This window comes from Mesorhizobium sp. M0698 (assembly GCF_040320455.1).
In the GTDB taxonomy this organism is placed as follows: domain Bacteria; phylum Pseudomonadota; class Alphaproteobacteria; order Rhizobiales; family Rhizobiaceae; genus Mesorhizobium.
Genome location: NZ_JAMYPQ010000011.1, coordinates 162,376 through 182,800, shown reverse-complemented (window position 1 = coordinate 182,800; position 20,425 = coordinate 162,376). Strand labels below are relative to the sequence as shown.

The window sequence follows — 20,425 nt, the reverse complement described above, 5'->3', positions numbered from 1 at the left end:
CTTTGATTTGCGCATGATCCTTTCCGAGGGTCGATTTCCGATTTTCGGGTCATGCGCTAGCTGGATATTGCTTCTGGAATGACCGATCCGGTGTTCTTCGCGCCCTCACGCCGGTATACGGCCGGCGAAGTCGCGAATCTGACCGGCTCGACGCTTGTTGATTCCGGTCTCTCCGACGTATCGATCGAGGCTCTGGCGCCCGCCAACGAAGGCGGCGAGAACGCCCTTGTCTTCGTCGATGGCAGGCGCAATTTCGCCCTGATGCAGTCACTGCGGGCGGCGGCGGTTCTCTGCCCTGCCGAATTTGCCGGCAAGGCGCCGGCGGGCATCGCGGTGCTGGTGCATCCGCGCCCGCAGCAGGCCTTCGCAATGGTCGGGCGTCTGCTTTTTCCGGCGGCTGCAACGCCTGGACCGATGACCGGCGAAACCGGTATCTCGCCGCACGCCCATATCGATGCGACCGCCCATGTCGAGGCCGGCGCGATCATCGAAGCGGGTGCGATCATCGGACCTCGCGCTGCCATCGGCAGCGGGACCGTCATTGCCCCGCATGCGGTCATCGGTCCGTCTTCGCAGATTGGCCGCGACGGCTATGTCGGTCCAGGTGCCAGCGTGCAATATGCGTTGATTGGCAATCGCGTCATCATCCATGGCGGTGCCAGGATCGGCCAGGATGGCTTCGGTTTCGTGGCCGGCGCCAAGGGTCCGGAGCGGGTTCCGCAGATCGGCCGCGTCATCATCCAGGACGACGTCGAGATCGGGTCGAATACGACCGTCGATCGCGGCGCCATGTCCGACACGATCATCGGCCAGGGCACCAAGATCGACAATCTGGTGCAGATCGCGCACAACGTTCGCATCGGCCGCAATTGCATAATAGCCGGGCTTTCGGGTATTTCCGGTTCCGTGACGGTAGGCGACAACGTCACCATGGGTGGCGGTGTCGGCCTTGCGGATCATTTGACCATCGGGTCCGGGGCCAAGCTTGCGGCAAGAAGCGGGTTTATGAGCAATGTGCCTGCCGGTGAGATTTGGGGAGGATATCCGGCGCAGCCGATGGCGGAAGCCATGCGCGAGATAGCGGCCTTGCGCAGACTTGCACGGACGCGCAAACAGGGTGAGGGGGGAAATGGCTGACATCGCAGCGGCGACGCTCGAAGCGGTTGACATAATGCGGCTGATGAAGCTCCTGCCGCACCGCTATCCGTTCTTGATGATCGACCGTATTGTCGACATAGATGGCGACGAATCCGCCATCGGCATCAAGAACGTCACCATAAACGAGCCGCATTTCCAAGGTCATTTCCCCGACCAGCCGGTCATGCCCGGCGTGCTGATCATCGAGGCGATGGCGCAGACGGCCGGCGCCATCTGCATCCGCAGCCTTGGTACGGAAAAGCCGTCGCTGGTTTATTTCCTGACCATCGACAATGCCAAGTTCCGCAAGCCGGTCGTTCCAGGCGACCAGCTGAAAATTCATGTGAAGAAAATCAAGAAACGCGGCAATCTTCTCAAATTCGCTTGCGAGGCCCTCGTCGATGGCGCCAAGGCGGCGGAAGCCGAGATCTCGGCGATGATGGTCGCAAGCGGCTGACAAACGAATGCTAATGAAAATCCAGACAGTCATCCATCCATCCTCGGTCATCGAGGCAGGCGCCCAAATCGGCGAAGGCGCCCGCATCGGGCCCTTCTGTCACGTCGGCCCCGACGCCGTGATCGGCGACCGCGTCGAACTGGTCAGCCATGTCTCGGTGATTGGCGCGACCACCATCGGTGCATCGACTAAGGTCTATCCGATGGCGATACTTGGCGGGCCGCCGCAGAACACCAAGCACAAGGGCGGCCGTACTGCGCTGGTGATCGGCGAGAACTGCACGATCCGCGAAGGTGTCACCATGCATGTCGGCACCGATTCGAGCCGCGGCGAGACGAGGATCGGCGACAACGGCAATTTCCTTGCCTATGCCCATATTGCCCATGACTGCGTGGTCGGCAAGAACGCCACCTTCGCCAATCAAGCGACGTTAGGCGGGCATTGCGAAGTCGGTGACAATGTCTACATCGGCGGCCTTACCGCGGTTCATCAGTTTGTCCGCATCGGCGATAACGCCTTTCTCGGCGGTTGCTCGGCGATCGTCGGCGACGTCATTCCTTACGCCATCGCCGTTGGCAACCGTGCCAGCCTTCGCGGCCTCAACATCATTGGCCTGAAGCGCGCCGGCCTGCCGCGTTCGGAGATCCACTTGCTGCGCAAAGCCTACAAGACGATCTTCGATCGCTCCCGGACCGTCGGCGAAAACATCGAATTCGCCAAGGCGGAATTCGCCTCGTCGCCGACTGCCATGAAGATCGTCGACTTCATCGCCGGTCGCGGCAAGCGGCACTACGCCGTGCCGTCGCTCAAGGGTAGCGACGGCGACGATACCGATGATGAAGACTGAGGGCAGATGACGAAGATTGAGGCTGCCGGAAAGGGCCTTGATCTCGCGCCAGATGCCAAGGTCGGCATCATCGCCGGCGGCGGCAGTCTCCCGGTCGAAATTGCCCGAGCGCTCGCCCGGCAAGGCAAATTGCCCTTCGTCGTGATGGCGGCCGGCGAGGTCGATCGCATAGCCGATTTCGAGCCCTATGAGCAGGCAACCTTGAGGCTGGAAGACGTCGGCTCGCTGCTGCCGATCCTTAAGCGGCATCACGTTACGCATCTCGTAACCGCGGGTCATATCACGCGCCGCCCCAGGCTGAGCGCCATGCGCCTCAATTTGGGCCTGCTCGCGTGGCTACCCAGCCTCTTCGTCGGTGTAACCCGGGGCGACGATACGGTGCTGAAACTGTTCGTGCGCAGGATCGAGCGCAGCGGCATCAAGGTCGTCGGCGCTCACGAGATCGTGCCGGAGCTGGTCGCCGCCGAAGGCCTGCTGACCAAGGCGGCGCCACGCAAATCCGACTGGCGCGACATCGAGGCGGCGCACGCGGCGGCAAAAGCCATCGGCGCGCTGGATATCGGCCAAGCGGCTGTTGCGGTCGGCGGCCGCGCCATTGCGTTGGAAGGCGTCGAAGGCACCGACGGGCTGCTCGAGCGGACAAGGGAGTTGCGCGGGCACGGCAGGCTGGCCGGCGGGAGCCGAGGTGTTCTGGTCAAATGCGCCAAGCCCGGTCAGGAACTGCGTGCCGATCTGCCCTCCATCGGCCCGCTGACCGTCGAGGCGGCGCATGCCGCCGGACTGGCCGGCATTGCCGTCGAAGCCGGTCGCTCGCTGGTGCTCGAAGGTCCCGCCACCATCGGACGTGCCAATGCGCTCGGCCTGTTCGTAATCGGCCTGCCTGCTGCGGAGCCGGCGCATGGCGAATGAGCGGCCGTTGAAGATAGCCGTCGTCGCCGGCGAGGAGTCCGGCGACCTGCTTGGCGCCGACCTTGTGCAGGCGCTCAAGCGCATGACCGGGCGCGAAGTTCGGCTTGTCGGCATCGGCGGCCGCCATTTGCAGGCGCTCGGCCTGGCGCCATTGTTCGACGGCAGCGAGATCGCACTGATGGGGCTTAGCGCCATCCTGCGCGACCTGCCGCGCCTGATGCGGCGGATCGGCCAGACGGCCAACGCGATTGCCGGTGAAAAGCCCGATTGCCTTATCACCATCGACAGTCCGGATTTCTCGCTGCGCGTCGCCAAGAAGGTGCGTGCCGCCGATCCGACTATCCCGATCGTCCACTATGTCTGCCCGAGCGTGTGGGCTTGGCGGCCGGGCAGGGCGGCGGCGATGAAGCCATATGTCGATCACATTCTTTGCATCCTGCCGTTCGAGGTGAAGGAACTCGCTCGCCTGGGCGGGCCGCCCGGCACCTATGTCGGGCATCGCCTTGCACACGATCCGGGCATAGTCAGTGCCGCCAGGGCGCAGGCGCAGCCGCGTAACCTCTCCGCTGACCGTGTGAAAACGTTGCTTGTATTGCCCGGTTCGCGTCGCGGCGAGGTGCGGCGCCTGGTTGGGCCGTTCGGCGAAACGCTGTCGATCCTGCGGGCGCGCGGGCACCGCTTGCGCCTGCTATTGCCGACGGTGCCGCACGTCGCCGACCTGGTCAGGACCTCGGTCGCGAGCTGGGACGAGAAGCCGGAGATCATCCTCGATGCCGAACGCAAATGGCAGGCCTTCGGCAAGGCGGATGCGGCGCTGATCGCGTCGGGGACGGTATCGCTGGAACTGGCACTGGCGGGTGTGCCGATGATCTCCTGCTACCGGCTCGATCCGGTCATGCGCATGGCGCAGCCGCTGATCGAAGTATGGAGCGCAGCCTTGCCCAATCTCATTGCCGACCGGCCGGTTGTGCCGGAACACTACAATCAATATGTGCGGCCGCATTATCTGGCGCGGCAGTTGGAAGCGCTGTTCTCCGATACCGCCTACCGCACCTGGCAGAAGGACGGTTTTGCCGAAATCGCCAGGCGTATGGCAACCGACGAGCCGTCAGGCGAGATAGCCGCGGGTGTGGTGATGGGGATGGTGAGGAAGTGAGTGAATTGTGAATAGTGAATTGTGAATAGTGGTTTCTATGGACAGGGAGCGACGCTTCGCTACTCCCATTCACCATTCACCATTCACCATTCACCATTCACCATTCACCACCTTCACCGCTTCGCGATTGGCACGTAGTCCCGTTCCGGCGCGCCGGTATAGAGCTGGCGCGGGCGACCGATCTTCTGGTGCGGGTCCTCGATCATCTCCTTCCACTGCGCGATCCAGCCGACGGTGCGGGCGACCGCGAACAGCACGGTGAACATGGTGGTGGGAAAGCCCAGCGCCTTCAGCGTGATGCCGGAATAGAAATCGACGTTCGGATAGAGCCTCTTCTCGATGAAATAGGAATCGGTCAGTGCGATCCTTTCCAGCTCCATGGCGATGTCGAGCAGTGGATCGTCCTTGATGCCGAGCTCGCCCAGGACCTCGTGCGCGGTCTTCTGCATGATCTTGGCGCGCGGATCGTAATTCTTGTAAACGCGGTGGCCAAATCCCATCAATCGGAACGGATCGTTCTTATCCTTGGCGCGCGCAATGAATTCCGGGATGTGATCGACATGACCGATCTCGCCCAGCATGTTCAGGGCTGCCTCGTTGGCGCCGCCATGTGCGGGACCCCACAGGCAGGCGATGCCGGCAGCGATACAGGCAAAAGGATTGGCGCCCGACGAGCCGGCCAGGCGGACGGTCGAAGTCGAGGCGTTCTGTTCGTGATCGGCGTGCAGGATGAAGATGCGCTCCATCGCGCGGGCCAGCACCGGATTGATCTTGTATTCCTCGCAAGGCACGGCGAAGCACATATGCAGGAAATTGGCTGCGAAATTCAGCTCGTTCTTCGGGTAAATGAATGGCTGGCCGATGTGGTATTTATAGGCCATCGCCGCGATCGTCGGCATCTTGGCGATCAGCCGCATTGACGCGACCATGCGTTGATAGGGGTCCGAGATATCGGTGGAATCGTGATAGAAGGCCGACAGCGCGCCGACCACGCCGCACATCACCGCCATCGGATGCGCATCACGGCGGAAGCCGGTGAAAAAGCGCGACATCTGCTCATGCACCATGGTGTGGCGCGTCACCCGGTAGTCGAAATCGTCCTTCTGCGCCTTGGTCGGTAGTTCACCATAGAGCAAGAGATAGCAGACTTCGAGGAAGTCGCCGTGCTCGGCCAATTGGTCGATCGGGTAGCCGCGGTGCAAAAGAATGCCGGCATCGCCATCGATGAAGGTGATTTCCGATTCGCAGCTCGCCGTCGACGTAAAACCGGGATCGTAGGTAAAGACGCCGGCGGTGTTGTAGAGCGAACCGATGTCGATGACGTCAGGTCCTACCGAACCACTTCGTATCTTGAATTCATGGGTTTTGCCGCCGAGTTCCAGCTTGGCCGTCGATGCCTGGGTTTTGCCGCCAAATTCCATTTTTGTCGCAGGTTCGGTCATAGCAAACTCCTTTTTGTTTCCTCAGGCCGGCAAAGGCAAAATATCTGAACCCAACACGTCAAAAGCATCGGAATACGCACATTTGCGCCCGCAATTGAATCTGCGCGGCAGATTAGGCCAAGACCCAATGTTGCACTGCGAAACACACCTTTCAATGCCAATCTTCTTGGGCCAGTTTGCTAATCGATTTGATCAGCGATCCGCGCCAGGCTTTCCTCGCGGCCAAGCACGGCCAGCACATCAAAGACACCTGGCGAGGTACTTTTGCCGGTGAGCGCGGCGCGCAAAGGTTGGGCCACGGCGCCGAGTTTATGGCCGGCGGCCTGCGCATAGTCGCGGATCGCGGCTTCGGCTGAGGCGGCAGACCACTCCGAAACCGTGGCTAGTGCCGCATGAGCGCCCCGCAGGATCGTGCGCGCCTCACCGCTGAGCAGCGCCGCCGCCTTTTCGTCGACCGGCAGCGGCCGCTCGACGAAAAGGAATGCAGCCCCTTCAACCAGTTCGACCAGCGTCTTGGCGCGCTCCTTCAGGCCCGGCAAAGCGGCAAGCAGTTGCGCCCTGCGTCTGTCGTCGAGGCGCGCGGCGATTGCCGGGCCGCCTTCAAGATACGGCAGAGTGGCGATGAAGATGTCGAGCAGCGCCGCGTCGTTCATCCGGCGCATATGCACGCCGTTAAGCGCCTCGAGCTTGGCGAAGTCGAAACGGGCGGCGCCCTTGTTGACGTCGCCAATGTCGAACCATGCAATCATGTCGGCGATCGACATGATCTCATCGTCGCCGTGGCTCCAGCCAAGCCTCGCCAGATAGTTGAGCAGCGCATCCGGCAGGTAGCCCATGGCGCGATAGGCTTCGACGCCAAGCGCACCGTGCCGCTTCGACAGCTTGGCGCCGTCGGCACCGTGGATCAGCGGGATATGCGACATCGATGGCACCTCCCAGCCCATGGCCTGATAGATTACGGTCTGGCGTGCGGCGTTGGTCAAATGATCGTCGCCGCGGATGATGTGGGTGATGCCCATGTCGTGATCGTCGACGACGACGGCATGCATGTAGGTGGGATTGCCGTCCGAGCGCAGAATAATGAAATCGTCGAGATCCTTGTTGGGAAAGCGCACGTCGCCCTGGACGCGGTCATGCACCACCGTCTCGCCGTCTGTCGGCGCCTTGATGCGGATCGCCCCCTTGGCGCCGGGCGGCGCCTCCGACGGGTCGCGGTCGCGCCAGCGTCCATCATAGCGGGGAGGCAGCCCCTTGGCGCGTGCGCTCTCGCGCATTGCCTCTAGTTCGGCAGGCGTCGCATAACAATAATAGGCCTTGCCCATACGAACGAGCTCCTCGGCCACCTCGCGATGGCGCGGCGCACGCTCGAATTGCGACACCGGCTCGCCGTCCCATGTCAGGCCAAGCCAGGAAAGCCCGTCGAGAATGGCCGCGCTTGCCGCATCGGTGGAGCGCTCGCGGTCGGTGTCCTCGATGCGCAGCAGCATCGTGCCGCCTGTGTGCTTGGCATACAGCCAGTTGAACAGCGCCGTGCGCGCGCCGCCAATGTGCAGATAGCCGGTGGGCGAGGGGGCAAAACGGGTGACGACCTTATCGGGCATGGAACTCTCAGGCGGGCGAAGGAAGTGGGTTTGCGGACTTTCGCGCGTTGCGCGTTCATGTAGCATAGGAGGTCGAGGCGCAAGGGGCAGACCCGATGGCTGTGCGAGGCCGTGGTGCGGGCGAGGGCGAGGACGTTGGCAGCGGCGTCAGCGAACGCTTGCTGTTTGCCGCTCCCCCGCCTGTCCTGCCGGCACCGGCATTGCTACCCGCTCCGCGCTTCGATGCTCCGTCGCTGCCGGCCAGCGACCCAGCAACGGTTCTCGTGCCCGCGGGCGAGCCCATCGTACGCCTGCCCAGGCGTTTCCGCCTCCCGTCACCGTCCCGTATCCGCAACAGCGTAACCACGGCAGCCGGTCTGGAACTCGACCGCGGCATCGCCTTCCTGCTGGTGCCGGTGTTCCTCGCATGCGGGGTGGTCGTATATTTCGGGCTGTCGGTGGAGCCGGCCTTTCCACAGCCGATCGCAATCGCGCTCCTCGCGGCCCTTTGTGCCGTCGTCTCGCGGTCATGGCCCAGGACGCGCCTGTGCTTCATGGTGGCGCTGCTCTGCGCGCTTGGCGTACTTGCCGCCAAGTTCGAGACATGGCGTGTCGGAACGCATATGCTCGGCTCCGAAATCTCGACGCGGCTGACGGGTCGCGTCGTATCGTACGAGCCCATGGCGAGCGGCCGCATCAGGCTGACAATCGATGTGATCTCAACGGCCAGGCCGACACTGCGCTACATGCCGGAACGGGTCCGCGTTTCGGCGATGAAGATACCGGCTGAGCTGACCGCCGGTTCCGAGATCACCGGCTATGTGCGGCTGCTGCCGCCGACCGGCCCGGTGCGGCCCGACAGCTATGATTTCTCCTTCGACAGCTATTTCGCCGGTATCGGCGGCAGCGGCTTTTTTCTTGGCAATCCGAAAGTCGTGTCGTCGGGCAGCATGCCGCTTGGCGCGCAGCTTTCTTCCGCGATCGAAGACGCGCGCGAATCCATCGCCGACCATATCCGCAGCCGCATCGGCGGTGCCGAGGGCGAAATTGCTGCTGCGCTGATCGTCGGCGTGCGCGCCGGCATTCCCGAGGAGATCAACGAAGCGATGCGGCGCACCGGCATCTACCACATCATCTCCATCTCGGGGCTGCATATGGCGTTGGTCGCCGGCACCATCATGGCGCTGCTGCGGGGTGCCTTTGCGCTGTTTCCCGATTTCTCATCGCGACGGCCGGTCAAGAAATATGCCGCGGCCGCCGCGCTTTTTTCGATTGCGGCCTACCTCGTCTTTTCCGGCATTGTCGTGGCGGCCGAACGCAGCTTCATCATGCTGGCGGTGATGCTTATCGCCGTGCTGTTCGACCGGGCCGCGCTCACCATGCGCAACCTGGCGATCTCGGCCATCGCGGTCATCCTGGTGTCGCCGCACGAGGTGGTCGGTCCGAGTTTCCAGATGTCCTTCGCCGCGACGGCGGCCCTTGTCGGCGCCTATGCAGGCTGGTCCGATTACCGCGCCGGCAGGGCCACCACGCCGCCGCCGCGGCGGTCGCCGCTACGCTTTGCCACTCGAAAGGTCCTGCTGGGCATGTGCGGTCTGGCGATGACATCGATCATTGCAGGGAGCGCCACGGCGCTTTTCGCCATATGGCATTTCCAGCGCGTGGCGCCGCTCAGCCTGTTCGCCAATCTGGCCATCATGCCCATCGTCTCACTGGTCGTCATGCCCTTCGCCGTTCTCAGCGCGCTGGCGATGCCGTTCGGTGCGGATGGCCCTTTCCTCTATGTCATGGGCAAGGGGCTGACGGCGATGATCGCCCTGTCCGGGTGGATCTCGGAGCGCTCGCCGATCGATGCGGTCGGGCTGATTTCGCTGAGATCCGTCCTTCTGGTGACGATCGCCCTCGTCATTGCCAGCATGGCGACGACGTGGCTGCGGCTGGCGGCACTTCCTTTTGCGCTCGCCGGCTTGCTGACGACAACGCAGACACGCATACCCGACGTATTGGTCTCGGAGGACGCACGGCTGGTGGCGCTGCCGATCGGCAGCGGTGAACTCGCGGTCAACCGGGCACGCCCGAATGAGTTCGCCATCGACAATTGGAAACGCGCGCTCACATCAGAGGCTATCGTCGCGCCGGAAACACCTGGAAAGAACGACCCGCAATTCGACATTGCCGATCCGGCCGACCTACCGCCGGGCATGCCGTTCATTTGCACGGACGGCCTCTGCCTTGCCAGGCATCCATCCGGCGCGATCATCGCGCAAGCCAAGGACCGCGATACTGCGCGGCCAGCCTGCGCCTTTGCCAGCTTGATCGTCATCGACGACGCCACCGCCCATAACCCCTGCTACTACGACCGGCTGGTCCTCGTCGTCACCAAACGGCAACTGGCGCGCGCGGGAAGTGCCGCCGTCTACTTCGATCCACAAGCGGCAACGCGCGCCGAAATCCGTTTCGCGGTCGAAAAATCATACCGGCCCTGGCACGTGCAGCGGAAATTTTCACGCGCGGCACGGGGCCTGCCGCCATACCGCAGGGCCGACAACCCCAAAGCCGGCGCCAAGGGCGGAGCTCAGTAGCGGCGGATCAGTCCGACGAGCTTGCCCTGCACCTTGACCCTGTCTGGTCCGAAGATGCGCGTCTCGTAGGCCGGATTGGCGGCTTCCAGGGCGATCGAGGCGCCCTTGCGGCGGAACCGCTTCAGCGTCGCTTCCTCCTCGTCGACCAGTGCCACCACGATCTCACCGGGGCTCGCCGTATCGGCATTGCGGATGATCACCGTGTCGCCGTCGAAAATGCCGGCCTCGATCATCGAATCGCCTTTGACCTCGAGCGCATAATGCTCGCCGCCCATGATCATATCCGGCGGCACCGAAATCGAATGCGTCTGGTGCTGGATGGCATCGATCGGCACACCGGCGGCGATGCGGCCCATCACCGGGATCGAAACGGCGGCGACGACATCGTCGTCATTGCCGGCTGCAGGGACGCGCGACGATGTCGGCTTGCCCTGCCGAGGGGCGCCTTGCCCAAGACTACCCTGGATGACACTCGGCGAGAACTTGCGTGCCGCATTGAGGCCGGGGGCGATCGAGTCAGGCAGGCGCAGCACCTCCAGCGCACGGGCCCGGTTGGGCAAACGGCGAATGAAGCCGCGCTCCTCCAGCGCCGTAATCAGCCGATGGATTCCCGATTTGGAAGCCAGGTCGAGCGCCTCCTTCATCTCGTCGAAGGAGGGCGGAATACCGCTTTCCTTCAACCTTTCGTGGATGAACATAAGCAGTTCGTGTTGTTTGCGTGTCAGCATAGCGACCCCCAACAGAATCAGAAAAACAAACCCAGAACAAACACTATCTGTTCCAGTTGTGTTCCGCAACTGTTTAAAGTTTAATGAATGCGTTAAGGCTTGGGAAACAAACCACGCCCCTACCGGAATGCCGCATTTTCACCGTCGCGAGCGTCATCCCCTTGATTCTGCTTTCGTTTGCGCCTTCTGGCTTCCCAGAAGGCAGCACTGACATCGGCCGTCGGTCGGCAAAAGGCACGGAATTGAACCCGTATCGACTGTGCGGTCTGGTCAATGCACCGTGAACGAAACGAATTCAAAACGCCAACCTCGGGTTAAGTCCCGGTTTCCACCGCCTGGTCAGGCTGCTTCTCGCCGGTGGAGCCTTGCTGCGCGCAACCAGGTAATGGAAGAACAGTCGATGCGTGTCCGGCGTTGCGTTGGATCTTGGGGGAGCAGACAAATCATGACAGGAATTCCCGATCTCGTGGCCATAAAGGCGATGGATGCCGCGGATCCGTTGCGCGCGATGCGCGACCGCTTTGTGTTGCCGCAAGGAGTGATCTATCTCGACGGCAATTCGCTAGGAGCTGCTTCACGTGCCGCTTTCGATGAACTGCACAAGGCCGCGACCGAAGAATGGTCGCATGATCTCATCCGCGCATGGAACACGGCCGGCTGGTTCAACATGCCGCTTGAACTTGGCGACCAGCTCGGGCGCCTGATCGGTGCCGCGGCCGGCCAGACGGTGGTCTGCGACACGACATCGGTCAACATCTACAAGCTGCTGCACGCCGCCATGGCCATGCGACCGGAGCGGCAGGTCATCGTCGCCGAGGGCGATAGTTTTCCGACGGACCTCTACATGGCTGAGGGTGTGGTTTCGACGCGAAAAGATACGCTGCTGCGCCTCTCGGGGGTCGACGCGCCGACCATCGAAGAGCTGATCGACGAACGCACCGCCGTGGTGCTGGTCAACCACGTCAACTATAAGTCGGGCGAACTGCGCGACATGCCGGCGCTGACGCGCAGGGCTCAGGAAGCCGGGGCGATGATCGTCTGGGATCTCTGCCACACCGCTGGCGCGATGCCAGTCGAGCTCGACAAGGCAAACGCCGATTTTGCCGTTGGCTGCACCTACAAATATCTGAATGGCGGCCCGGGCGCGCCTGCCTTCATCTATGCGGCTGAGCGGCATCTTTCCTACATCCAGCAGCCGCTCACCGGCTGGTGGGGCCATGCACGGCCCTTCGCCTTCGAGCCAGGCTATGCGGCCGGCACCGGCATCCGCCGGTTTCTGTGCGGCACCCAGCCGGTCCTGTCGATGCGCACGCTGAAGGGCGCGCTCGACATCTGGAACGATGTCGACATGACGGCGGTGCGCAAGAAGAGCATCGCGCTGGCGGATCTGTTCATCGAGCTTGTCGAGGCAAAGTGCGGCACTTACGGGCTCACGCTCGAAAGCACGCGCGATGGGGAAAAACGCGGCAGCCAGATTTCATTCATGCATGAGCATGGCTACCAGGTCATGCGCGCGCTGATCGAACGTGGCGTGATCGGCGATTTTCGCGCGCCATCGACCATGCGCTTCGGCTTCACCCCGCTCTATGTCGGCTATGCCGATGTCTGGCAGGCCGTCAAAGTGCTTGAGGATATCCTGCGCACCGGTGCGTGGAAGGATGCGCGCTTCGCCATCAAAGCAGCTGTCACTTGAGATTGATGCGAGAGCTGGAATCGTGAGGCTGGCGACGACGTGCCGCGCGATGCTCACGGCTACGTTGCAAGGCCATATTGCCAGGGAGGGCGCAGGGTGTTCGAACGTCACATTGCCGATTGGGACAACGCCTATGCCAACGGCGCCAACATAGCCGGCAGCGATCGCTGGCCGGCGGCCTGGATCGAGCCCGCGCGGGTTTTCCGCGACGTGCTTTCGACCGAGGGCAGGGCGCGGCTCGACATGGCCTATGGCGACAACCCACGCAACCGGCTCGATCTTTTCCTGCCGGCCATCAAGCCCAAGGGACTCGTGGTGTTCGTTCATGGCGGCTACTGGATGGAATTCGACAAGAATTTCTGGTCGCATCTTGCCGCTGGCCCTGTTGATCGCGGCTATGCGGTGGCGATGCCGTCCTACACGCTCTGTCCGCAGATACGCATTGGCGGCATCGTCAAGGAAGTCGGCGCGGCGATCGGCAAGGCGGCGGCGATGGTCCCAGGGCCGCTGATGCTGACCGGGCACTCGGCCGGCGGCCATCTTGTTAGCCGGATGGTTACGGCGACGACGCCGCTGGCGCCCGAAGTCGTCCGGCGCGTTCGTCACGTGGTGTCGATCTCGGGGGTGCATGATTTGCGCCCGATCATGCGCACCGGCATGAACAAGACGATCGCGATCGATGAGGCCGAGGCGCAGGCCGAAAGCCCGGTGCTGCTGCGCCCGATGGACAAGGCCCGCCTGACCTGCTGGGCCGGCGGCGGCGAGCGCGCCGAATTCCTGCGTCAGAGCGCGTTGCTGGCCAACATCTGGATCGGCCTGGGTACCGCGACCAGCTCGGTCGTCGAGCCTGACCGGCATCATTTCAACATCATCGACGGTTTGGCCGATCCAGACCATCCGCTGACCCGGACCTTGATCTCGGAGTGAGGCAGGTTCAGCGTAGCATCAGCACGTCGCAGGGGGAGCCCGCCGCTGCGGCAGGCGCGAACGGCGCGCGAACGATCAGCCCGTTGGCATCGGCCAGCATTTTCAGCATCGAGGAGTCCTGGATGCCGAACGGCGTCGCCACGAGCGTACCGGCGTCATCTATGACAACAGCCCGCACATAATCTTGCCTGAGATCGTTGGCCGGCATGGCGGCACCGAGCCGTGCCCGACGTATATCCTGCTGAAAGGCGCGGCCGCCGAGCCGCGCCAGCAGCGGCTTCAGGAAGAGCTGAGTGCAGACCAGGCTTGCCACCGGATTGCCGGGCAGGCCGATGCAGCGAATGTCTCCCAGCCGCCCGAACATCAGTGGCTTGCCCGGCCGCATGGCGATCTTCCAGAAATCGAGCGTCATGCCTTGCCCGGTCAGCACGTCATGCACGAAGTCGTGGTCACCGACCGAGGCACCGCCCAGCGTGACGATGACGTTCGCGCCAGCCTTCACGGCCTTTTCAACCAGCGCAGCGATCGCCTCCCTGCGGTCCGGCGCGATGCCAAGGTCGAGCGCGCGCGCACCGACCGACTGTGCGGCAGCGGCGACACCATAGGCGTTGGAGGAGATGATCTGGTCGGGGCCAAGATCGCTGCCCGGCGGCAGCAATTCGTCGCCGGTGGCGATGATGGCGACCAGCGGCCGTTTGACCACGCGCACCTCGGGGTGATTGGCCGATGCCGCCAGCGACAAGGCCGCCGGGTCGAGCAGGCGGCCTTTGGGCAGCAGGACATCGCTCTTGGCGAAATCGAGCCCGAGGCGGCGGATGTTGCGCCCCTGCACCGTCGGTTCCGTCACTTCGACGCTGCCGCCACCGAGATCGCGGACGTTCTCCTGGATGACGATAGTGTCGGCGCCTTCGGGAAGCGGCGCGCCGGTAAAGATGCGCACGGCCTGCCGCTGCTGCACCGTTCCGGCAAAGCCGCGTCCGGCCGGCGCCATGCCGACCACCGAAAGCTTTGCCGGTACGGACGCGATATCGGCCGCCCGCACGGCATAGCCGTCCATGGCGGAGGCGTTGAACGGCGGCTGGGTGCGGAGCGCCACAACCGGCTCCACCAGCACGCGGTCGGCGGCATCCAGCAGTGCGACGCGTTCGCCCGGCAGCGCTGCTGCGCCGTCCAGCAGGCGCTCGAGCGCCTCGGCAACTGGGACCAGCGCCATTATCGGCCTGCCTCGGTGGCCCCGTCTCCGGTGATCTTGTAGTCGCCGGATTTGCCGCCGGTCTTTTCAACCAGCCTGATGCCGGAGATGACCATGGCGCGGTCGACCGCCTTGGCCATGTCGTAGATGGTCAGGCAAGCGACCGAGACGGCACTCAGAGCCTCCATCTCAACGCCGGTCTTGCCGGTGACGCGGGTCAATGCTGTCACCTTCAGGCCGGGCAGCGCGGCGTCCGCCTCGATATCGACAGATATCCTGGTCAGCAGCAGCGGATGGCAAAGCGGGATCAGTTCATGCGTCTTCTTGGCCGCCATGATGCCGGCAATGCGCGCGGTGCCCAGCACGTCGCCCTTCTTGGCGTCGCCGGCGAGGATCATGTCCAGCGTCTCGGGCCGCATCGCGACAAAACCTTCTGCGACTGCCGTGCGCACCGTCTCAGCCTTGTCGCCGACATCGACCATGTTGGCTTCGCCCTGCGCGCCAAGATGGGTGAGGGCGGCCGCCATCCTCAAACGACCTCTGCCGGCGCCTTGCCCGTCAACAGCAGGCGCGTTGCCGCGGCCACGTCCTGCTGGCGCATCAGGCTCTCGCCGACCAGGAAAGTCGCAATGCCGCTCTGCTCCAGCCGGCGGCAATCGTCGTGCGAAAAGATACCGCTCTCGCTGACCAGATGGCGGTCGGCCGGCACCATCGCTACCAGCCGCTCCGAGGTCTGTAGGCTGGTTTCGAAGGTCCGGAGATTGCGGTTGTTGATTCCGATCAGCCGCGACGACAGCTGCAGCGCGCGTTCCATTTCAGCCTCGTCATGCACTTCGACCAGCGCGTCCATGCCGAGCCCGAACGCTGTCGCTTCGAGTTCTCTTGCCAACGCGTCGTCGACGCTGGCCATGATGATCAGGATGGCATCGGCGCCCCATGCCCTGGCCTCGTAGACCTGATAGGGGTCGAACAGGAAATCCTTGCGCAATGCAGGCAGCTCGATGGCAGCGCGCGCAGTGGTGAGGAATTCGGGCGCGCCTTGGAAGGAGGGTGCGTCGGTCAGCACCGAAAGGCAGGCGGCACCGCCCTTCGCATAGGCCCTGGCCAGCGTCGGTGGATCGAAATCGGCGCGGATCAGGCCTTTGGATGGGCTAGCCTTCTTGATTTCGGCAATCAGCGCGAACCTGCCGGATTTGCGCTTTGCTTCAAGGGCGGAAAGAAAGCCGCGCGGCGCGTCGGCATCCGTCGCCCGTGCCTTGATCTCGGCGAGCGGCACGCGCGCCTTGGCCGCCGTGATCTCGTCGCGCTTGTAAGCCTCGATCTTGCGCAGGATGTCGGACATGGTTTTAACCGTTCGAAATTTCGATCAGCCTGTCGAGCACTTTCAGCGAGCGGCCGCTGTCGATGGCCTGCGCCGCCGTTACCATGCCGTCGGCGAGGGTCGTCGCTTTGCCGGCCACCACCAGCCCGGCGCCGGCATTCATCAGCACCGTATCGCGAAAGGCGCCGGCTGCGCCGCCCAGCATGTCGCGCAGTGCCTGGGCGTTGTGGGCGGCGTCGCCGCCGCGCAACTCGTCCTTGGTGTGCCGCTTCAGTCCGACGGCTTCCGGGGTCAGCGTAAAGCTGCGGATCTCGCCGCCGGCCAGTTCGGCGACAAGTGTCTCGCCGGTGGTGGTGATCTCGTCATAGCCGTCGCCATGGACGATCCAGGCATGGTCGGCACCAAGTTCCTTCAACGTTTCTGCCACCGGCATGATCCATTCGGGCAGGAACACGCCGACCATCTGCCGTCTGACACTCGCCGGATTGGAAAGCGGGCCCAGCAGGTTGAAGATGGTACGGGTTCCGAGCTCGACCCGGGTCGGGCCGACATGCTTCATCGCCGGGTGATGCGCCGGCGCGAACATGAAGCCAACGCCGGCCTCGTGGATGCAGCGGCCGATCGTCTCCGGAGGGATGTCGATCTTGACGCCCAATGCGATCAGCACATCGGCGGCGCCGGTCAGCGAGGACAGTCCGCGATTGCCGTGCTTGGCGACGGGCACGCCGCTGCCGGCGATGACGAAAGCGGATGCGGTCGAAATGTTGACGCTGTGCGAATTGTCGCCGCCGGTGCCGACAATGTCGATGGCGCCCTCGGGGGCTTCGACACGCAGCATCTTGGCGCGCATGGTGGCGACGGCGCCGGCGATCTCGCTGACGGTCTCACCGCGCACGCGCAATGCCATCAAGAAGCCGCCGATCTGGCCAGGGGTAGCATCGCCGGACATGATGATGTCGAAGGCCTCGCGCGCCTCCTCGAAGGAAAGAGCGCTGCCGGCGGCGACCTTGGCGATGTGGATCTTCAGCGCGCTCATCTGGCCAGGGCTTGGGTTACGGCCGCCTGATCGATGCGGACGTCATATTGCGTCTGCAACTGCGCCACCAACTGGTCGAGCAGGTCGTCGGACATGCCGGAGGTGAAGGACTTCTGTGCGTCCTCGGGTACTGAGCTGGCATCGGCCCCGGCAGGCTCGAACACCTCGGCAACCTTGAACAGGATTTGTCCGTCGCCCGTAGGTGAGGGGATCAGCCCGGTGCCGCCTTCGCCGACGCCGAACATCGCGGCGGCGCCTTCCTTGCCGAAATCGACGTCGTCCGCATCGCGCTTGACGCCGCGCTTGGTCTGCTTTTCGAGCTTGAGCTCACCGGCGATCACCTCGAGCGTGGCGCCAGCCTTGAGACGCTTCTCGAGCTCCTGTGCTTTTGCGGTGAGCCGTTTGGTGGTCTCCGCCGCGGTCCAGTCGGCCACGACCTTCTGGTGGACTTCGTCCAATGTGCGGTCGCGGGCAGGCGTGATCGCGCTCACGTCGTAGAAGACGAAGCCGTTATCGGCGGTGGTGAGGCCTTCATTGTCGGTTCCGGGTTCGGATTCGAACACCGCCTTGATGAGTGCCGGCGATTCCGGCAGGTCTTTGACGATGCTTCCATCCGGCCGTTGGCCGGTGCGGTCGATGGCATCGATGGTGACGACCTTCAGCTTCAATTTGGCGGCTGCCTCGGCGAGCGAACTGCCCGAGGCGCGCGTATCCTCGTAATTGTCGTGCACGTCCAGCAAGATGCGGCTTGCCTCGCCCAGTGCCAGGTCCTTGCGGATCTGCTCGGATACTTCGGCCAGCGGCTTCACCACTTCCGGCTTGATCTCGGTGACGCGCAGCAGAACGGGACCAAATGCGCCTTGTACGACCGGGCTGACCTCATTGACGTTGAGCTTGAAGGCAGCGTCGGCGACCGCCTTGTCGGCGATCTTGTCCTTGGCCAGCGTGCCGAGCAGCGTGTCGGCCGGCGTCTTGCCTTCGGCAGCGACGATCTTGTCGAAGGTCGCGCCGGTCCTGAGCGAATCGAGCGCCGCCTTTGCGGCATCAGGTGTCTTGAACACAAGCTGCTCGATGGTGCGCATCCCCGGCGTGGTGTAGCGCGCCTTGTTCTTATTGTAGTCGTCGCTGACCTGTTGGTCGGTCACCGCGCTCAAATCCATGATGTCTTCCGGTTCGAGCCTGACATAGGAGAACTTACGGTATTCGGGCGCGGCGTAGGTTTTCTTGTTTTCCTCGAAATAGGCCGAAAGCGCGCTGTCGGACGGCGCTTCTATCGGTTCGACCAGCGATTTCGGCAAGGTCAGGTAGTCGATGGTGCGATCTTCGCCGCGATAGAGCGCGACCGCCTTGAAGAATGTATCCGGGGCCTTGAGGCCGTCCGAAACCGCCTCGACGATCTGCTGGCGGACCGCGACCTGGGCGCGGTTCTTCAAATAGTCTTCCGGCCGCATGCCGATCTGCCGAAGCAGGTACTCGAAGGTTCTCCTGTCGAAGCTTCCGGCAGGCCCTTTGAACGCCGGGTCTTCACGCGTCAGTTCGGCGAGCCGGTCCTTTGACAGGCCGAGTCCGAGCTTGCGGGCCTGCTCGTCGAGGACAGCGCCCGACACGAGTTGCGCCAGCACCTGGTTGTCGATGCCGAGCGCCGTCGCTTGCTCACGGCTGATGCGCTGGCCGAATTGCTGCGACATGACGCTGAGCTGGCGATCGTAGGCGAGGCGGTATTCGTTGATCGAGACCTTGGTGCCTCCGGCCGTGATCACGGCATCATGGCCGGCAAGACCGCCCATCAGGCGGCCCGAGATGCCCCAGACGGCGAAGCTCAACACCAACAATGATAGCAGCAGTTTAGCGACCCAGGTCCCCGCCGCGCTTCTCAACATACCAAGCATGAGTACTTCCGATTTTTGCGCATTTCGCATGCGCCGAGTCTGAAACAAGCGCAATAGCGCCCTTCCTGCCCACTGTCGATTGCTTTGTGGCCTGATTTTGATAGTGAGGGCCAGCTGGAAATTGCCCGGAGAAACAAATCCCATGACGCCTGGAATCCGCCCGCTCGTCGCCGGCAACTGGAAAATGAACGGCACTAGCGCCTCGCTCAACGAGCTCAGGATGATCGGCAACGGCTTCATGAGTGGGCTCGACGCCGAGACCGAAGCGGTGGTCTGCGTGCCAGCGACCTTGCTTGCGCACGCCGCCGAGATTCTGTCGCGCACGCCGGTGCGGGCCGGCGGAGAGGATTGCCACACCGAGGAAAGCGGCGCCTATACCGGCTGCATTTCGGCCGAGATGCTGAAGGATGCAGGTGCCAGCCATGTCATCGTCGGCCATTCCGAATGCCGCGCCGATCGCAAGGAGGACGATGCCTTGGTCCAGGCCAAGGCCTCCGCCGCATGGCGCGCCGGGCTGGTGGCCATCATCTGCATTGGTGAGACAAGAGCCGAACGAGAAGCAGGAGCCACGCTCGACGTGCTGTCGCGCCAGGTCGCTGGCTCGGTCCCGCCAAACGCCACGGGTTCCAACACCGTCATTGCCTATGAGCCAATATGGGCGATTGGGACCGGCTTGACCCCGACCGCCGCCGACGTCGCCGAGGCACATGCGCATATCCGCGAAGAACTGGCACGGAAGCTCGGCAATACGGCGGCCAAGATGCGCATTCTCTACGGCGGCTCGGTCAAGCCGTCCAACGCCGTCGAGTTGCTCGGCGTCAGGAATGTCGATGGCGCGCTGGTCGGCGGCGCCAGCCTAAAGGCGGCGGACTTCCTCGGCATCGCGGAAGCCTATCGAAACATCGCTTGATACAAGGGCTGCTTGCTGCATTTGAGCGGACGGCCGGCGCCGAAATCGTTGCAAAGGACGCATTGCTTCCCATATTCCGGCCACGGGCTTGGAAATGCCGTCAAAGCATTGTATTGAGCCGCCTCCAAATCAGCGGCCGCACAAGGCCTTGCCAGGGTAAATTATGGAAACCGTACTGATCGTCGTCCACCTCATGGTCGTGCTCGCGCTTGTCGGCGTGGTGCTGCTGCAGCGCTCCGAAGGCGGCGGCCTCGGCATCGGCGGCGGATCGGGCTTCATGACCGCGCGTGGCGCCGCCAATGCGCTGACGCGGGCGACGGCGATCCTGGCTGCCGCTTTCTTCGTCACTTCGCTGACACTGTCGATCGTTGCGCGCTATGGCGAGAAGCCGATCGACATTCTCGATCGCGTGCCGGCGACCTCGGACGGAGCAGGCAAGGGCGTACTCAACCAATTGCCTGGAACCACGACGCCGACGCCGCCTTCGGGCACCACGGCGCCGACCCCGCCGTCCGGCAATGGCGCGGCAACGACGCCGCCGGCAACCGCTCCGGCGACGCCGCCAGCGACAAACGGCGCCACCGCGCCGGCCACGCCGCAGGTCCCCAACCAGTAATAG

Annotated in this window: 18 protein-coding genes; 10 read left to right on the top strand and 8 right to left on the bottom strand. The window is 63.5% G+C overall.

What is annotated here, in order from left to right; all coding sequences use genetic code 11:
• The first annotated feature begins 78 nt into the window (after positions 1-78).
• From lpxD to lpxB, 5 genes are read left to right on the top strand one after another with little or no spacing between them, the layout of a single operon-like run.
• A complete protein-coding gene (lpxD, locus tag NKI16_RS21895) occupies positions 79-1,137 on the top strand; it encodes a UDP-3-O-(3-hydroxymyristoyl)glucosamine N-acyltransferase (protein ID WP_352448823.1) in 1,059 nt (352 codons plus the stop codon).
• Complete coding sequence (fabZ, locus tag NKI16_RS21890) at positions 1,130-1,594, top strand: 3-hydroxyacyl-ACP dehydratase FabZ (protein WP_023674942.1); 465 nt, start codon at positions 1,130-1,132, stop codon at positions 1,592-1,594. Before lpxD ends, fabZ begins: the two co-directional genes overlap by 8 nt.
• A gap of 13 nt (positions 1,595-1,607) precedes the next feature.
• Positions 1,608-2,441 carry an acyl-ACP--UDP-N-acetylglucosamine O-acyltransferase gene (gene lpxA / locus NKI16_RS21885; protein WP_352625619.1) on the top strand — a complete coding sequence of 278 codons (834 nt, stop codon included), beginning with the start codon at positions 1,608-1,610 and terminating at the stop codon, positions 2,439-2,441.
• Positions 2,442-2,447: 6 nt separating this feature from the next.
• The gene (locus tag NKI16_RS21880) at positions 2,448-3,350 is read left to right on the top strand and encodes an LpxI family protein (RefSeq protein WP_352448825.1); all 903 of its coding nucleotides are present in this window, start codon (positions 2,448-2,450) and stop codon (positions 3,348-3,350) included.
• Positions 3,340-4,506, top strand: a complete 1,167-nt coding sequence (gene lpxB, locus NKI16_RS21875; RefSeq protein ID WP_352923663.1) for a lipid-A-disaccharide synthase — start codon at positions 3,340-3,342, stop codon at positions 4,504-4,506. Before NKI16_RS21880 ends, lpxB begins: the two co-directional genes overlap by 11 nt.
• A 113-nt stretch (positions 4,507-4,619) precedes the next feature.
• Here the strand turns inward: lpxB and gltA are convergent, their stop codons facing one another.
• Positions 4,620-5,948 carry a citrate synthase gene (gltA, locus tag NKI16_RS21870; RefSeq protein ID WP_352621825.1) on the bottom strand — a complete coding sequence of 443 codons (1,329 nt, stop codon included), beginning with the start codon at positions 5,946-5,948 and terminating at the stop codon, positions 4,620-4,622.
• A 179-nt stretch (positions 5,949-6,127) separates the two neighbouring features.
• Positions 6,128-7,549, bottom strand: a complete 1,422-nt coding sequence (gltX, locus tag NKI16_RS21865) for a glutamate--tRNA ligase (protein ID WP_023674947.1) — start codon at positions 7,547-7,549, stop codon at positions 6,128-6,130.
• Positions 7,550-7,644: 95 nt separating this feature from the next.
• Between gltX and NKI16_RS21860 the strand changes: the two genes are divergently transcribed.
• On the top strand, positions 7,645-10,110 hold the full coding sequence (locus NKI16_RS21860) for a ComEC/Rec2 family competence protein (RefSeq protein ID WP_352621823.1): 2,466 nt from the start codon (positions 7,645-7,647) through the stop codon (positions 10,108-10,110).
• On the opposite strand, the gene lexA is transcribed toward NKI16_RS21860, so the two are convergent.
• Positions 10,104-10,838: a transcriptional repressor LexA gene (gene lexA / locus NKI16_RS21855; RefSeq protein WP_023674949.1), complete on the bottom strand. Its 735-nt coding sequence runs from the start codon at positions 10,836-10,838 to the stop codon at positions 10,104-10,106. The two genes, NKI16_RS21860 and lexA, sit on opposite strands and share 7 nt — an antisense overlap.
• Before the next feature lie 445 nt (positions 10,839-11,283).
• On the opposite strand from lexA, the gene kynU reads away from it, so the two are divergent.
• Complete coding sequence (gene kynU, locus NKI16_RS21850) at positions 11,284-12,531, top strand: kynureninase (RefSeq protein ID WP_352621821.1); 1,248 nt, start codon at positions 11,284-11,286, stop codon at positions 12,529-12,531.
• A 96-nt stretch (positions 12,532-12,627) separates the two neighbouring features.
• Positions 12,628-13,458: a hormone-sensitive lipase gene (locus tag NKI16_RS21845; RefSeq protein ID WP_352507314.1), complete on the top strand. Its 831-nt coding sequence runs from the start codon at positions 12,628-12,630 to the stop codon at positions 13,456-13,458.
• A gap of 7 nt (positions 13,459-13,465) precedes the next feature.
• Here NKI16_RS21845 and NKI16_RS21840 read toward each other — a convergent pair whose 3' ends face one another.
• Genes NKI16_RS21840 through NKI16_RS21820 form a run of 5 tightly spaced genes read right to left on the bottom strand, consistent with a single transcriptional unit; the run spans position 13,466 to position 18,896 of the window.
• Positions 13,466-14,671, bottom strand: coding sequence for a molybdopterin molybdotransferase MoeA (locus NKI16_RS21840; RefSeq protein ID WP_352621818.1), 1,206 nt, complete (start codon positions 14,669-14,671; stop codon positions 13,466-13,468).
• The gene (moaC, locus tag NKI16_RS21835) at positions 14,671-15,177 is read right to left on the bottom strand and encodes a cyclic pyranopterin monophosphate synthase MoaC (protein ID WP_352448833.1); all 507 of its coding nucleotides are present in this window, start codon (positions 15,175-15,177) and stop codon (positions 14,671-14,673) included. Before moaC ends, NKI16_RS21840 begins: the two co-directional genes overlap by 1 nt.
• 2 nt (positions 15,178-15,179) lie before the next feature.
• The gene (trpC, locus tag NKI16_RS21830; protein WP_352621816.1) at positions 15,180-15,992 is read right to left on the bottom strand and encodes an indole-3-glycerol phosphate synthase TrpC; all 813 of its coding nucleotides are present in this window, start codon (positions 15,990-15,992) and stop codon (positions 15,180-15,182) included.
• Positions 15,993-15,996: 4 nt separating this feature from the next.
• Positions 15,997-17,007, bottom strand: a complete 1,011-nt coding sequence (gene trpD / locus NKI16_RS21825; protein WP_352621814.1) for an anthranilate phosphoribosyltransferase — start codon at positions 17,005-17,007, stop codon at positions 15,997-15,999.
• On the bottom strand, positions 17,004-18,896 hold the full coding sequence (locus NKI16_RS21820) for a SurA N-terminal domain-containing protein (protein WP_352621812.1): 1,893 nt from the start codon (positions 18,894-18,896) through the stop codon (positions 17,004-17,006). Before NKI16_RS21820 ends, trpD begins: the two co-directional genes overlap by 4 nt.
• 142 nt (positions 18,897-19,038) lie before the next feature.
• On the opposite strand from NKI16_RS21820, the gene tpiA reads away from it, so the two are divergent.
• The gene (tpiA, locus tag NKI16_RS21815) at positions 19,039-19,806 is read left to right on the top strand and encodes a triose-phosphate isomerase (protein ID WP_352448837.1); all 768 of its coding nucleotides are present in this window, start codon (positions 19,039-19,041) and stop codon (positions 19,804-19,806) included.
• Positions 19,807-19,969: 163 nt separating this feature from the next.
• Positions 19,970-20,422 (top strand): preprotein translocase subunit SecG, encoded by a 453-nt coding sequence (gene secG, locus NKI16_RS21810; RefSeq protein WP_254817294.1) that lies wholly within the window; start codon positions 19,970-19,972, stop codon positions 20,420-20,422.
• Positions 20,423-20,425 lie beyond the last annotated feature (3 nt).